The sequence below is a fragment of the Prevotella veroralis genome (assembly GCF_018127765.1).
Classification (GTDB): Bacteria; Bacteroidota; Bacteroidia; order Bacteroidales; family Bacteroidaceae; genus Prevotella; species Prevotella veroralis.
The window spans coordinates 1,694,464-1,709,572 of record NZ_CP072330.1; the positions used below are offsets into that span (position 1 = coordinate 1,694,464).

11 protein-coding genes are annotated in these 15,109 nt (G+C 40.5%); 4 read left to right on the plus strand and 7 right to left on the minus strand.

Annotated features, from left to right (window positions below; all coding sequences use genetic code 11):
- Positions 1–5: 5 nt before the first annotated feature.
- The 7 genes from J5A55_RS07235 to J5A55_RS07265 all read right to left on the minus strand — a co-directional run bounded on the left by J5A55_RS07235 (position 6) and on the right by J5A55_RS07265 (position 8,706).
- Positions 6–884: a decaprenyl-phosphate phosphoribosyltransferase gene (locus tag J5A55_RS07235; protein WP_004382796.1), complete on the minus strand. Its 879-nt coding sequence runs from the start codon at positions 882–884 to the stop codon at positions 6–8.
- The gene (locus J5A55_RS07240) at positions 884–1,909 is read right to left on the minus strand and encodes an acyltransferase family protein (protein ID WP_004382797.1); all 1,026 of its coding nucleotides are present in this window, start codon (positions 1,907–1,909) and stop codon (positions 884–886) included. Before J5A55_RS07240 ends, J5A55_RS07235 begins: the two co-directional genes overlap by 1 nt.
- A 33-nt stretch (positions 1,910–1,942) precedes the next feature.
- Positions 1,943–3,058 carry an acyltransferase family protein gene (locus J5A55_RS07245; RefSeq protein ID WP_004382798.1) on the minus strand — a complete coding sequence of 372 codons (1,116 nt, stop codon included), beginning with the start codon at positions 3,056–3,058 and terminating at the stop codon, positions 1,943–1,945.
- Positions 3,055–4,890 (minus strand): phosphoethanolamine transferase family protein, encoded by a 1,836-nt coding sequence (locus J5A55_RS07250; protein ID WP_004382799.1) that lies wholly within the window; start codon positions 4,888–4,890, stop codon positions 3,055–3,057. Before J5A55_RS07250 ends, J5A55_RS07245 begins: the two co-directional genes overlap by 4 nt.
- Before the next feature lie 113 nt (positions 4,891–5,003).
- Entirely contained in the window at positions 5,004–6,665 is a 1,662-nt protein-coding gene (locus J5A55_RS07255; RefSeq protein ID WP_004382800.1) for a CotH kinase family protein, read from the minus strand.
- A 206-nt stretch (positions 6,666–6,871) separates the two neighbouring features.
- Positions 6,872–8,467 carry a fimbrillin family protein gene (locus J5A55_RS07260; protein WP_004382801.1) on the minus strand — a complete coding sequence of 532 codons (1,596 nt, stop codon included), beginning with the start codon at positions 8,465–8,467 and terminating at the stop codon, positions 6,872–6,874.
- 47 nt (positions 8,468–8,514) lie between these two features.
- The gene (locus J5A55_RS07265; protein ID WP_004382802.1) at positions 8,515–8,706 is read right to left on the minus strand and encodes a hypothetical protein; all 192 of its coding nucleotides are present in this window, start codon (positions 8,704–8,706) and stop codon (positions 8,515–8,517) included.
- Positions 8,707–9,313: 607 nt separating this feature from the next.
- Here J5A55_RS07265 and J5A55_RS07270 point away from each other — a divergent pair.
- The 4 genes from J5A55_RS07270 to J5A55_RS07285 all read left to right on the plus strand — a co-directional run bounded on the left by J5A55_RS07270 (position 9,314) and on the right by J5A55_RS07285 (position 14,183).
- The gene (locus J5A55_RS07270) at positions 9,314–10,144 is read left to right on the plus strand and encodes a LicD family protein (RefSeq protein ID WP_004382803.1); all 831 of its coding nucleotides are present in this window, start codon (positions 9,314–9,316) and stop codon (positions 10,142–10,144) included.
- 36 nt (positions 10,145–10,180) lie between these two features.
- The gene (locus J5A55_RS07275; protein ID WP_004382804.1) at positions 10,181–10,915 is read left to right on the plus strand and encodes an IspD/TarI family cytidylyltransferase; all 735 of its coding nucleotides are present in this window, start codon (positions 10,181–10,183) and stop codon (positions 10,913–10,915) included.
- 14 nt (positions 10,916–10,929) lie between these two features.
- Entirely contained in the window at positions 10,930–11,970 is a 1,041-nt protein-coding gene (locus J5A55_RS07280; protein ID WP_004382805.1) for an NAD-dependent epimerase/dehydratase family protein, read from the plus strand.
- Between the two features lie 185 nt (positions 11,971–12,155).
- The gene (locus tag J5A55_RS07285) at positions 12,156–14,183 is read left to right on the plus strand and encodes a M13 family metallopeptidase (protein ID WP_004382806.1); all 2,028 of its coding nucleotides are present in this window, start codon (positions 12,156–12,158) and stop codon (positions 14,181–14,183) included.
- Positions 14,184–15,109 lie beyond the last annotated feature (926 nt).

Sequence of the window (15,109 nt, forward strand, 5' to 3'; positions counted from 1 at the left end):
CTTTCTTATAGTACATAAATAATGAAAAGGAAAGCTAATCCAAAAGCCAAAACGACAAATTGCATGAAACGGTCATGCAACATCACCTTCGTTGGATCGCCACTTCTCTTATCAACAACAGCGATTTGGATATAACGTAATAGACCAACAAGGACAAAAACACTGGTCAGATAGAGGTAATCCGTGTGGAAGTTCTGGATGGTCTCAGGGCTAACTGTGTACATAATATAGCACACGAGGGTTACACTGGCTGTTATCGTGATGGCTTGATTGATGAAAGTTAGGTTGTAACGAATGGTATTTTGGCGTGGTGCATGCCCTGTTTCATTCATTCTAATGACATCATCTCGTCGCTTAGCAAAGGATAAGAAGAGCATGAGAAGAAAGGTCATTAGGACGATCCACTTACTTAGATGAATGCTTGTAGCATATCCACCCGCAAGGATGCGGAGTACAAATCCAAAGGAAACAACGCATACATCAATGATTGCATATTGTTTTAACTTCAAACAATAGGCTATATTTAGGATCCAATAAAACAAGATTACGGATGCTGTCTCCAGTTGGTTGTGACGCAACAAAAAGGTCGAAAGCATCGAAAGAATGAACATCAAGAACATAAGTATATAACCTTGCGTGATACTGATTGCACCCGACGCCAAAGGGCGATGGCACTTCACTGGATGTCGCCTATCGTCATCTACATCCACAATATCGTTCAGGCAATAGATAGAAGAGGCTGCAAAACTGAAACAAAGGGCTGTAACAAGTCCTGCATAAACGGACTCTATATGCAGTAATGCACCTCCGAAAAAGACAGGAAGGAGCACTACAAGGTTCTTAACCCATTGATGTGGGCGTATTAAACGGATGAGATTCTTCATTATTTCAGCTTATTCTCTAAAGGTGTTATAATTCTTTCTAACAACTGATGGACAATCCATGCAGTGCATAAGGTTATACTGGTGGTCAATAAGAAGGTAGGCCAATAAGTCCAATGGAGCTTTTCCACATACGCTAATACAAAATGGTCATGCATAAGATAAGCCTCTAGACTTAACGTACCAACAAACTTGAAGGCCTTATTGATGGCTACTGGTGTACGACGGAACACTCGATTCAACAATAAGATGGTTGTAATTGTAAGCGGAATATATAACATTCTCTCTTGAAAAAGGGGGAATTGACCATGCTTCTCTTGCTCTAAAAAGATGCTAGAAGCCAATGCCATGATGAATATTAACCATATCATCCATATTGAAGTACCATCCATTGTATCTTTCCGTTGCACAGATGCAGCCATATTAATGCCTATGAAGAAGATAGGAACTCTACTCCAAAAGATTTCCAAATGCCCGACAGCAGTATTAATGGGTGTAACGTATTGTACTAATATGCACCACATCAACATCACAACAGGCAACCATCGGTAAATGGGGTGCGTGAGGATGAGCTTCATGTAGAATGGACTCAACAGGTAAAGGAGCATGATTGCAGGGATATACCAGAACGTTAACTCGTCATGTAACCAAAAGTCCCAATTAATCGAGATATCTCCTATCAAATCAATGATGCTTGTGCTGTGTCCACTATGTTGTACAAAGGATAGTTCGAGATAGTCGGGAATATAATACAAAGAGGCTAAAAGCAACCAAGTTGGATAAATGCGTAAGAACCTACGAGTGAAGAAATGGGACAAAGATGGGCGTTTGGTCCATGAGAACCAAAGTCCCATACCACTAAGAAAAAGAAAGATATCAACACCGATATTGCCCATTCTTCTCAGTCCGAAGAACATGTCTTCACGAGGTAACCCTACATGAAATAGGATGACAAAGAGCATGGCAGCACCCATTAACTCACCTCGATAGCGGCTGATATTAGCCAATTCAATGTCCTTTATCTTCATATCTTTTCTTCGATGAATCCATTACTTTTATACTTATCTCTTCTTTAATTGAGGGCTGGGAATACGTTTCATCAATTCTTTAAAGAGCCAAGCCAGGCAGATGGAACTGATAATATAGAGTAGAAGTCCCGTCCAGTAATCCCCTTCGCGAGATAGTGGTATGAAGATCTTACGCGTGATGGGATGACAAACAAATAGTGCTGCAGAAATGCTACCAACCCATGTGAGCATTGACATAAAGCCCGTTTTATATTCTTTTTGTGCAACTTGCAATCTACTGGCTAGCTTTACAAAACTAACAGAAGCTATACAAACAGCCAACGGAACGAAGTACCATGTGATGTAATCAAAGCTCATCAAGACGATAGCAAATAGTGAAAGAATAAACAAAACAAGGTGAGTTGCTGTATTCAAAGGGCGCATATAACGAGCATAAAGCACACCAAAACCAAAAGGAAGCATACCTCCAATAAAGTTATAACGCCATCTATTCAAGGCTTCTCCATCTGGATCACAAGCCATTTGGATGGCTGCACAGATAACGATTAACAATACATTCCATAGCCAATGACGCCGATAAAGGCAAAGCCGATAGACGATATAGAACTGAATCATCAGTCCGAAGAACCAGTAAGGACCAGGCCATATAATGTCATCAGGGTGTGGTAAGAGGTTGTTAAAAAGTCCCATTTGACCGATAATATCCATCACTGCATAGTGATGTGCCCCAGGGGTGATAGCGTCCAACATGGTAAATGCAACAAAGCCAACGATCATCATGCGGAATAGCTTTAGCCAATGATACTTAATAAAGCACCAAACTGGTAACTTTTCCTGCATGGGTTGGCGATCTCCCTGTGGTACTTCCCTCTGTTGCTCATACTTCATTGTCAATCCATAAGCCGAAAGGAAGAGGAAAACAGGTACGCCATAATGACCGAAAAAAGACAGAATATGAAAGAAGAAGAGCTTATCCAACGGACTATGTACCACATGATAGAACCAGTTAACATTCTCTTGAAAATACTGATACTCGTTCTCCTTCACCACAGGAGCTAACCAATGGCAATAGTTATGGAGGAATATTCCTATGATGGCAAGGCCTCTCAAGGCATTACACTCTGCTCTTGTCAAGAGTTCTCTTTTCATTTCTTTGCTTCAACAAGTTTATCGTAATCGGTCGTATTCTTTAATAATCGAGGTCGTTTCTCATCATACTTCGAACTCAAAATATTGTATTCTGCATGATAATCCTTCGTATGGATGCCCGCTAAATACAATAACATGTGAGGCAAGGTATCTGTCATAAAACGACGATTCCTCGCTGCTTTGATCTCGCGGAACACTTCTGGATGATTTGCAATATACTTCTTTGAACAATAAACCCAGAATGGAATCTCGAATTCATACCTAGCCAAATCATAGTCAATAGCGGCTGAATGCTTCCTACAAATAAAGCCTCTATTCCCTTCGTAACACTCTTCTCCATGGTCAGGCATATAAATGACGATGGCATCTTGATTCTTGAAACGTTTGACGATTTGGTTTACTATTGAGTCATTGTATAGTATTGCATTGTCATAATGCGCCAAGACGCTACGTTCACTCACATTCAGATCACTCCGTTTGTTGGCATAATCATCTGCATGAAAGTGTCTTCTATCGCTTGGATAGCGTTGTTTGTAAGCCACATGCTGCCCAATTAGATGAAAGATAATAAGGTTATGATCGGTACTCTGCTGCTTCTCTTTTTTATCGAAGTCATCGAGTAAACCACTATCATATTGATATAATTGATCATTACGAGTATCGAACATAGCTTGAGAAAGCTCTGGATGATTTAAGAAGAAACCACCACTAAAGTCATAAACAGCCTCCTTTGCCTTTGGTAAGAACTGATTGGTAATGAATGTCACATGGTAACCAGCCTTACGGAAAAGCTCTGGGAAGAGAGGATAATCGCACCACTCACCCTTCTCTCCCACCACATGTAGAGAAAAGACATTCTTAAAGACAAAGCTAGTAAGGTTCCATGGCGAGACAACATCACTGAATGGAACGAGTAAACCAGACTTCTGTAACTTTATCTGTCGAGGTGTTGTTGGCATGAAGTAACCATACTGTTGCGAATGATGTTTGCCATAACTTTCACCGATGATAAGGACAATATTAGGTGATTTAAACGTACAACTATCCACTTTCACCTTGTCTTTTGCCTCAATCAATCGGTCTATCTGCTGTGAAGCTAACTCATTTGCAAAGATGCTAAAGGCAAGTCTATACACGGGAAGATAGAACTGTGCGCAATCACTTGTGGTCAGTTCATGTTCGACAGAACCTATCGTATCCATCGAAAACATCTGTACCATTTCTTTCTTATTATGTGCAGAAGTGCAAGCAGACCACACCAATAAGCCCAAACATAACGCTCCTAACACATATTGGAAACGATTAATTTCATTAATAATAGCCGTATATCTCTTCCTCAATCGTTCGGACATTTGTATTCTAATCTTGCCCCAGAAAGCACAAAGGATATGGATAAGCATGACCAACAGAACCAGCCCGACACCAGAAAAGAGCAAGTCTGCACTAAAATAACTACTAAAGAACTCACTTGCTTCTCTCCCATCGGTTTCCCCAACAAGCAGCAACATAGAAGGGTTTAATGTCGATTGGAACTTCTCCCAACAGAACACATCTGCTATTGTCGTTGCATAGGCAATAACATATAAAAAAGCACGAATCCATCGGCGCACACGTATCGGTATGAGTGTAAGCAATAGACATACAACATACAAATCAAGGAAGAGTTCTAACCAAAGATTACCATAGACACATGCATTCGGATTATTCTTTGGCAACTCTTCAAACGTGACTAACACGCCAAGGAAATACATGAAGAGAAAGAATCGGGCATTCTCCTTAATAGGCTGATACACCTTATTTAGTAAGCAAGCTACACTTCTCAAAAATTTCATATATACACGTTCATTTCCTTGCAAAGTTAACTTAAATTTATGATATACGACCTTTCGCAGTACAATTTAACAAAGAAGAAAATTCTATACTATAAAAATGATGCTAGCTTAGACTATCGGTTTATTACAGCTATTTTCTTTCCTCCAACAATATAAATTCCTGGGGCGAGTACATCAGATATTCCTGTTTTTTGCATATGACCATATTTACGGAAACCTTGCAAATCGTAGATTTCCTCGTATTCATTCATAGCAGGAGTTCCGTTGACAGAGGTGATTGCTTTCACAGATGTATTGCCTAACAAAGAGGCAGAAATGTTAAGATGTGAATAGATATAGCGAGCACGTCTTTCTAGCCAGTTCTTCATATTTTGCACCACAATATGATAATCCCCTCCATCATTCCATTTATCAGCATTTCGAAGGAAAGAGTCTTTCGTATATCTGTAATAATTATCACAATAGTCAAGTAATGTTTGAAGATGATGCTCCATAAAATCCTTCCAAACCTTGCAATAAGCCCTATACACAGACTCATCTTTGAATAATAGGTCATTGATAAACTGTCTGTTTTCAAAATGTGCAGGCGCATCCCAAAAATTGACTTCAGGGTCAGTTGTACCATAATCACGGTTTTGTTCATATCCAAAAGTCCAGTTCAAGTCCCATACTGGTCCAAAGATGAATTTACTGTTTGGTGAAGCAAAGTCCTCCTTATAAAGGAAAAGACTCTTCGGATGCATGATTTCATAATTTCCGATCAGTTCATTCACCATAAGGTATCGTGCGAGTTGATCCACATCTACGAGCTGTGAAATCTTTCCCTCATTTTGTAGCATGGAGCATAATCGATCGAATTCTGTTTGAATACGGCTTAACATTACAGCTTTTTCACCTTTCTTGAAATGATGGTCTTTGATGTTGACAGGTAGGTGATAACAACCAGAATGAAATTTGTATGTTTCGTCAAAATAAGTGTCAAGCTCAAGCAACGCAGCCCGTGATCGGTCTGTTAGCTTCACACTATTGCTGTACAATCCTACTTTTTCTGTAAAGTTATAGTTTCCACGATATTCTCCATTGATAAAGAGATCTATCGGAATGATATGATTGGCAGCTCGGAGCTGTACCAACTGGGCTACTTTCATGCCAATAGCATTTGCCATCAGGGAATGTCTTTCCTTATTGGTGAGTAAAATCCAATTTTTCCCTTTTGCCAATCCAAAAGGAGATACTTCCTTCCTAAACTTCAGACGATATGGATTCTTATCGTAAGGATCGTCCGCATTCCATGTACTATTACCTCTTCCCCTTATCCAGACCGAGTCGATCAGATCAGGATAAAATCCGCCTCCATCTATCTTTATCAGTGCTTTTAGGAAAGTTTTCTTATCTGCAACTAAAGTACCTCCATCAATGTGGATGTCCATGCGAGGAATGTGGAAGCCTGAACCAGGGAGATCTGGATAATTCAGGAGATCATCTAAATCCTGGGATTCTCGTTCTTCGAGTATTATCTTATGCGCAGGGTTGTGATCGCTTATAACATATGCACCTTCTTCTTCCACCGTTTTTCCGTGATATGCTGGATTATGGTCACTCGGAAAGCTCACAGTAGATCCATTGAGGGTGTCTGATATTGCCAGAAAGACTGTATTCTGCTTAGGAAAGCATATAGTGACAGACCGCCCCACTTCTATTGAATACACCTGAGAAGAGAAGCAAAGCAATAATGGTAAAGCAACAAGCTTTTTTGTGTAGCCTCTTAAATTCATCCTATCGTTTTTGTGAGTTATAATAGAAACTTGATAATTATACCCCCTTATCCATTTCTATCCTCGCTTTTCGATTTCCTTATAAAGGATAGGGATATGTAAGAAAAAAAGATGGAAAAGCGTGTACTCACGATTCCCATCTTTTTAAGAGTATTTCTAACTATAGTCTTTATTTGTAGTTCATAGAAAAGACTGTCAGAACATATTTATTCAAATTTTACACATCTCATACCACCTTCGCGTTCACTTCTGTGTACACCGATATGATCTTCTTTGACTGTAATATTGAAAGCTCCATAGTAGAGTGCACTTGTTGGAGACTCATGAAGACCATAACAGGTTGAAGTCCAGTATTGTCCTTCGAGACCCATTCCATAGCCAGTTCCCTTTCTGATTTCCCCTTTCGTATAGTTGTCTATTGCAGGTAAATAGAAGTAGTCAGCCTTGTTGACAGGAGGAGTCTTCTGGTTGGATTTAAGAGTGTACTTCTTAGGGAACTCATCTTGCAATGCTTTTGTACCCTTACGATAGTCCTTACCATCAAACTCTTCTTTTAACTTATTAATACCGAGACCACCATTCTCTGTTGCAATAGCAGATGCTTTCTTAAACCATATACCACCCTTATAAAGGTAGCCTCCTATTGTCCATAACTTGATGTTATCCCAGTGTGGATCACCCTTTAACACATACCATAATGCCTCATTGACATTGGGACAATCTTTCGCAGAATTTTGAGCCTGTGCAGTACCTGTTTTTGCCATCATTGTAGTGTTGTACCAACGATTATTAGTATCGTTTTTATCCTTAGGATAGTTACCCTTTGCAGGATCAGCATTGAGGAAAGGCTGTGATGTCTCATACCCATTCCAATAGTTATTAAGAGCATCCCACATATAGACTTTGGCATCATATTCTGTCATATCTAATTTAGAGTTGATATCATAGACATTATTCTCTTTATATTCTTTTGATGCAAGCGTCTTAGTCATGACACCTTCTACATTAGTCTTGATATCTTTCAAATGATATTTAATAATCAGCTTATGAGTACCTGGGGCAATGATTACGAAAGCACGAAATGGATAGTTAGGATCACGCTTAGTGAGAAGGAATCCATGCTCAAAACTTCCTGTACCCTTGGTTGTAAGAGTGATCGTCTTCTTATCCCCAGAACCTTTCAGCTTATAATTATTCGCATCAAGTTTGTAAGATCCTGCTATATTCTCACTTCCAGACGTTGTCACTTCTATTGCCGTGATATAAGTAGACTTTAATTCACGACTTGTATAGGGATGAAGTGCAAGGAATGAAACTTTGTGGTCAAGCTTGAATTTGTATTGTCCACCCTCCAGTTCAGCTTTTCCGAGACCACAATCTCCATTCTCACCAAAATTCTTTGTGCTGTTCGGCTCTGTCTGCGTCTGTTCATCTTTGATAACCACGTTGTCTTCACTTGTCTTTGCACCTGGGTAATAGACCATATATTTCTGTTTTGTATATTTACCCGGCATCATAAACTTGAAAGCAGCCTGCTTGTCGCCATCAACAGCTTCCTTACTTACCTGAAAACCTCCATTATCATCTTTCACATAGATTTTATCACCTTTTTCCCAAAAGAAACCCAGTGTACTATAATCCATTGATGTTCGCGTACTTATCTCTGCAGAAGCAAAAGAAGTCAGATTCGTATCCTCTGTTTTCTTCCCCGCCTTTTCATTGTCTTGTGAGAAATCATCACTTGAGCAACTTGTCATGAGCCCTATCAGAGCTGAAGCCACAATAAAAAACCTAAAATTCATCTCTTATTAAATATTAATATTTCTAGTTTTCCCAATTAGAAACTCCATCATTCATCGAAGAGAAATGCTTTCTTTGCATCATTTTGTCCTGCAGGATCTTCTTGCACCTCTCCTCCTCTTTCGGCATTCTTATGCTGTCCAGGATAAGAAGCCTCCAATATGTGACACGAAGTCTCAAGACTAACAATCTCCATTAGAGGAGTTGTATACACCATTCTTTTTAACTCTTTCTTCATCATAATTTATTGTTTTAGTACGAACCCTTTTATAAGGCGATATATATTAATTAATAATGTTATATACAAAACACATACATTGACTTCGAGCACCACCTTAATCAATAGTATGCATCAATTAGTCTAATTCGGGGGCAAAATTATATAATTAATTTGTCTCGACTACACCAATAGTAACGGAATAGTTGCTTCTTTCTACCATTTTATTACATTTTTGTAAATGCTTTAAACCTTAATTATATAGCACCTGCCAAAATTTCGATAGTCTTTTGCGTTAATAATTGCATCTACGACTAGAAATATTCTTGCTGTTTTGATTTTTATGAAAATCACACCCAAGTTAGTATTAAAGAGGAAAATTACAAATAAAGATTGAGAAAAGGATACTCGAGTTTACAAAAGCAACACATATGAAAGAAGAAAAGATAAAAAAGAAAAGCAAATTTACTGTCATAAGTATCACTATTCTGCAATGGGTAAATAGTTAAAAATAAACATGTTACACGAAATATTAAAAGTGACAGCAACGTGAATTAAAAATAAACTCGGGTTTATATGTGATTAAAAGGACAATCTTTTATTATCTTTGCACGAAACATATCGAGAAGAGATGATGGAAACATTCAACACGGGGGAGACTCAAGAGAGTTTGAGACAGGAATATAATCCAGATGGTTCGGTGCTACGTAAAGCACAACTGAGACTATTGGATATGGCAATCTATCTACAAGAGACTGCACGAAAGATAGGCGTTCCTTGTAGATTGGATGGTGGTAATGTGCTCGGTGCTCTGCGTCATGGTGGCTTTATTCCATGGGATGATGACATTGATATGGTGGTGAGTTATTATGATTTCAAGCGTCTTTGCGATTACCTCAAAGCCCACCCCCACCCTCAATATGTGCTGCAAGACAATGATACTGACCCTGGTTTCTATAAAGAATGGGCTTGTCTGCGCGACTTAAAGAGTGAGAATCGCAGTCATGAAGCAAGTGACAGTGAGAACAGAAGAGTGCATGAAGCACAGAAGTTTAGGGGCTTGCATATTGATATCTTCCCTTACGAAGGATATATGATACCCTCTTTACAACGCCTTGCAGCTAAATTGTCAGTGAATCTCAACTTACAATTTGCTGGCAGATACCCCATGTTAGCGCAGCTTGGTTACGATTTCTTACACCACATTGTGTTTCCTGGTTTCCGCATTCTCGGTAGGCTCTTTGGTAATCCTGACCTATACATGCACTCATACGGAGCATGGTTTTATGAGCAGAACCCACGTCAATACATGATTCCTCACAAAGATATCGTCTTCGAAGGATATACTTTTGAAGGGCCAGCTGACCCTGAGGGGCTTTGTCGGATTGCTTATGGCAATTACATGGACTTGCCTCCAAAGGACAAGCGGGACAGACATAAGATTGATGTTGAGTTCAAGTAGGAGGCAAAGGGATAATTAATCTTCTAAAAGTAACGTATGAATATCGCCGTAATCTTCGCTGGAGGCTCAGGTCTCCGTATGCACACAAAGTCAAGACCGAAGCAGTTTCTTGACCTCAATGGTAAGCCGATTATCATTTACACACTAGAGTTATTCGATAACCATGAGGCTATTGATGCTATTGTTGTAGCCTGTATCGAAAGTTGGATACCCTTCTTAGAAAAGCAGATACGCAAGTTTGAAATCAACAAAGTGGTGAAGATTGTGCCAGGAGGAAGCTCTGGGCAAGAATCTATCTACCATGGTTTATGTGCTGCTGAAGAATATGCACAGGAACATAAGGCTGATGCGAAGCAGACAACCGTACTAATACATGATGGTGTGCGACCATTGATAACGGAAGAAACCATCACCGATAATATCAAGAAGGTAGAAGAGGAAGGAAGCTGTATCACCTGTATTCCTGCCACCGAAACCTTTATTGTGAAACAAGATGATGGCAATTTAGAGATTCCTTCACGTGCGAGATCACTCATTGCTCGTGCTCCACAGAGTTTCCGTCTATCGGATATCATGGCAGCACATCGACGTGCTTTGCAGGAAGGAAGACATGACTTTATAGACTCCTGTACGATGATGAGCCATTATGGACATAAGGTGGCAACGGTTATCGGACCCATGGAGAATATCAAGATTACGACTCCAACAGACTACTTCGTACTGCGTGCTATGGTTCAGGTACATGAAGATCAACAGATATTTGGATTGTAAGAACGACAAAGAAGATGAATAATATACTGAAAGAAGACATACAGCTCTTTGCGTCTCGGTTTGCTTTAGCCACAGAGTTAGAGGGTAAGACGATAGCAATAACTGGTTCCACAGGATTGTTAGGAGCTTGTATGGTGCGTTGTCTATTGGCTTTGAAGGCACAAAGAAGCGTCAACTTACATATCGTGGCAGTAGCACGAAATATGGAGAAAGCTGTTCGCCTCTTTGGAGAAGAGCGTGAGGAGCTCAGCTATTATCAATATGACTTCAGTGCTACAGAACCTTTCCAACCGAAGAGAAAGGTGGATTATCTTTTCCACTTTGCAGCTCCTACCGCATCAAAAGACTTCGTTGAGAAACCCGTAGAAACGATGAATACGGTTTATATGGGTATGCAGAATATCCTCAACTATGCAGAGCAAGTCAAGTTGGAATCACTTGTTTTAGCCTCAACATTGGAAGTCTACGGTACGATAACAGATGACTCTACTCCACTCACGGAGGACAAACAAGGTTATCTGAACCCTATGGCAACCCGTAGTAGTTACCCTTTAGCAAAGCGTGCAGCAGAAGGGTTATGTCATAACTATGCTGTGGAGAAGCAAGTAAAAGTAAAGGTTGCACGATTGGCACAAACCTTTGGCGCAGGAGTTAGCAAACAGGACAACCGCGTCTTTGCGCAGTTTGCACGTAGCGTTATCCATGATGAAGACATCATCTTACATACAACTGGCGAATTAAGTAGGTGTTATTGTTATACGACAGATGCGATCAGTGCCATGCTTTATATTCTATTGAAAGGTGAAGACGGAACAGCATATAATGTGGCAAATGAAGCAACTTACATCTCCATTCGACAAATGGCTGAACTTGTTGCCGAGACATTCAACCCTGATCATGTGCATGTTGTAATTGAGATACAAGAGGGTTTAGGCTATTCACCTACCACCAAATTACGCTTAGACACGCAACGAATACAAAGTTTGGGATGGACACCTTATTATAATATAGAGGAAATGTTCCATCGCTTGATAGCCTCCATGAAAGAAGAGTAAAACATGAAGTATTCTACCTCCAACAGCCAGTTAAAATAATTAAAAGAACACTTTACAAACCTACTAACTATCAAAAAAGAGCATAGGAAGTAAAAGGATTACTCTTTTTTAGCTATCTTTGTAAAACATTCGTAGCTTGTTAGCGAAAGAAAAGATAATATTCAACACTTTAAAATATTAAGCACATGAAAGCAAGAATGCTATTTCTAGCGGCTTCACTCGTTGCCACCTCTGCATTTGCACAAGGCTTGAAATCGGGCATAGACCGCAACAACATGGATTTAAATGTCAAACCGGGAGAGAACTTCTATGAGTATTCTGCAGGTAACTGGATGAAGACTCACCCTCTAGACAAGGAACATCCGATGAACGGCGCATTTGTTGATTTAGAGGAGTTAAACAACAAACGCATCCGAGAAATGGTTGAGGACTATGCTAAGAAACCACAGAAGAAGGGTACGGTAGCACAGAAGATTGCTTCTATCTACAATCTCTACATGGACAGCACACGCCGTAATCGTGAGGGATATACCCCTATTAAACCTGTATTAGCTAAAGTTCGCGCTGCTAAGACACGTAAGGAGCTCATCAAACTGATGTATGATCTTGACGAGAAGGGCTATAATACCTTCCCTGTAGGCTTCGGTATGACTACTGACGCAATGAACTCTAGCCGATACATCATCGGTGTTTCACAATCAGGATTGGGCTTGGATCCAGAGTATTACACACAACCTAACGAACAACAGAAGGCTGTTGTAGCTGCTTACAAGAGCTTGAAGAATGACTACCTAAAGATGGTTGGTAATGCTCCAGCAGTTGCAAAGAAGAAGATGGAAGAGGCTTTTGCACTCGAGAATCGTATTGCGAAGGTTAGTTATGATCAAGTGAAATCACGCGATCCACAGGCTAATTACCATCCAATGACATGGGAACAGCTCTTAAAGGATTACCCAGGTATCGATTGGAACTACATCTTGAAGATTGCTGGTTATCCTAATAATGGTGGTAAGGTGGATGTTGGTCAACCGGAGCCAGTACATGAGGTAGAGAAAATATTAGCTACTGCGCCACTCGATCAGTTGAAGGCTTACATGGAATTAGCTGTTGTTTCAAGTTCAGCAGGTATGCTTTCTGATGCTTTCTCAAAGCGTAAATTCGAATACACAAAGGTTGCTTACGGCGTTCAGCAGCAACAGCCACGTTGGAAACGTGCTTTATCTTTCGTACAAGGTATCATGGGAGAGGCCGTTGGTAAGCTCTATGTTCAAAAGTACTTCCCAGAGAGTAGCAAGGAAAGAATGATTCAGCTTGTTAAGAACTTGCAATCAGCTTTTGCACAGCGTATCGAAGAGAACACATGGATGACAGCTGCTACAAAGGCAAAAGCACTCGAGAAGTTACAGGCGTTCGACATAAAGATTGGCTATCCAGATAAGTGGCAGAACATGGATAGTGTATTTGTTATTGACGAGGCAAAGTCGCTCCTTGATAATGTAAAGAACGTACAAGAGGCTGCCTCAAAATATATTATCTCTAAGCGTTGGGGTAAGCCTGTTGATAAGAAACTATGGCACATGACACCACAGACGGTCAATGCTTATTATGATCCATCAACGAATAGTATCAACTTCCCAGCCGCTATCCTCCAGCCTCCATTCTTTGATCCTGAGGTCGATGATGCCGCTAACTATGGTGCTATTGGTGCAGTGATTGGGCACGAGATGAGCCACGGCTTCGATGATCAAGGTTGCCAGTTTGATAAGGAAGGAAACATGAAGAACTGGTGGACGGACGAAGACAAGAAGAACTACGATGCACGAACAAAGGTGTTAGTAGACTGGTTCAACCAGCAAGAAGTCATACCAGGACTAAAGGTAAATGGCGAGAAGACGCTTGGAGAAAACATTGGTGATAATGGTGGTTTGAACGTTGCTTATCGTGCATTAGAGAATAGTATGAAGCAGAATCCGCTTACTGACAAGGATGGTTTCACCCCTTCTCAACGTTTCTTCCTCGCATGGGGTCGTGTATGGGCAAGCAATGTTGCACCTCAATTTGTTGCTTACATCGTTAACTCAGACGTACATTCTCCTAACGTAAGTCGTGTTAATGCAGCCCTTCCAATGATAGATGCTTGGTACAAGGCATTCGACATTAAAGAGGGTGATAAACTCTTTGTCCCACAGGAGAAACGTGCTCACATCTGGTAAGATAACAGACCCTCCCACCCTCTCTCCAAATGAGAGGGAAAGTGGAGAGAGCATTCTACATACAAAGAGGGCGTTTCCTCATATCAAGAAGGGCGTTTCTTCGTGTTGAAGAAACGCCCTTCTTGCATTAAAGAAAGCCTCTCTTGAAAAAGAGAGGAGCGTTAGTTCTGTTGGATATGATATCACAAAGTAGGGACAGACGCCCTCGTCTGTCCGCCAAAACACAATTATCAAAAGCCTCCCCGAGCTCCTCCGAGGGAGGGGATGTTGCCTAACGGAATGCAATGGAAAGATAAACGGGCGGACAAACGAGGGCGTCTGTCCCTACTTTGTGGCAACAATATAGATTGATTGAAGCCTATTCAAACTGGCACTCATTAGTTGCTTTCTTCCTTGGGGAAGAGTTAGAAGAAGTTCTAAAGCACACACATTTTATTTTAAACAACCGATAAGACCACTAAAGACAGATTCGGATAAGATCTTAACAGAGCAATATCAAGATGATACGGAACAGATAAACCAATCGAAAATGATGTCGTTAGTTCTGTTGGATATGATATAACACAGTAGGGACAGACGCCCTCGTCTGTCCGCCAAAACACAATTATCAAAAGCCTCCCCGAGCTCCACCGAGGGAGGGGATGTTGCCTAACGGGATGCAATGGAAAGATAAACGGGCGGACAGACGAGGGCGTCTGTCCCTACTTTGTGGCAACAATATGGATTGATTGAAACCTATTCAAACTGGCACTCATTAGTTGCTTTCTTCCTTGGGGAAGAGTTAGAAGAAGTTCTAAAGCACACACATTTTATTTTAAACAACCGATAAGACCACTAAAGACAGATTCGGATAAGATCTTAACAGAGCAATATCAAGATGATACGGAACAGATAAACCAATCGAAAATGATGTCGTTAGTTCTGTT

Bases quoted from the DNA above. Each gene is read 5' to 3' on its own strand.
- J5A55_RS07235 (WP_004382796.1), bottom strand. From the start codon at position 884: ATGAAGAATCTCATCCGTTTAATACGCCCACATCAATGGGTTAAGAAC.
- J5A55_RS07240 (WP_004382797.1), bottom strand. From the start codon at position 1,909: ATGAAGATAAAGGACATTGAATTGGCTAATATCAGCCGCTATCGAGGT.
- J5A55_RS07245 (WP_004382798.1), bottom strand. From the start codon at position 3,058: ATGAAAAGAGAACTCTTGACAAGAGCAGAGTGTAATGCCTTGAGAGGC.
- J5A55_RS07250 (WP_004382799.1), bottom strand. From the start codon at position 4,890: ATGAAATTTTTGAGAAGTGTAGCTTGCTTACTAAATAAGGTGTATCAG.
- J5A55_RS07255 (WP_004382800.1), bottom strand. From the start codon at position 6,665: ATGAATTTAAGAGGCTACACAAAAAAGCTTGTTGCTTTACCATTATTG.
- J5A55_RS07260 (WP_004382801.1), bottom strand. From the start codon at position 8,467: ATGAATTTTAGGTTTTTTATTGTGGCTTCAGCTCTGATAGGGCTCATG.
- J5A55_RS07265 (WP_004382802.1), bottom strand. From the start codon at position 8,706: ATGATGAAGAAAGAGTTAAAAAGAATGGTGTATACAACTCCTCTAATG.
- J5A55_RS07270 (WP_004382803.1), top strand. From the start codon at position 9,314: ATGATGGAAACATTCAACACGGGGGAGACTCAAGAGAGTTTGAGACAG.
- J5A55_RS07275 (WP_004382804.1), top strand. From the start codon at position 10,181: ATGAATATCGCCGTAATCTTCGCTGGAGGCTCAGGTCTCCGTATGCAC.
- J5A55_RS07280 (WP_004382805.1), top strand. From the start codon at position 10,930: ATGAATAATATACTGAAAGAAGACATACAGCTCTTTGCGTCTCGGTTT.
- J5A55_RS07285 (WP_004382806.1), top strand. From the start codon at position 12,156: ATGAAAGCAAGAATGCTATTTCTAGCGGCTTCACTCGTTGCCACCTCT.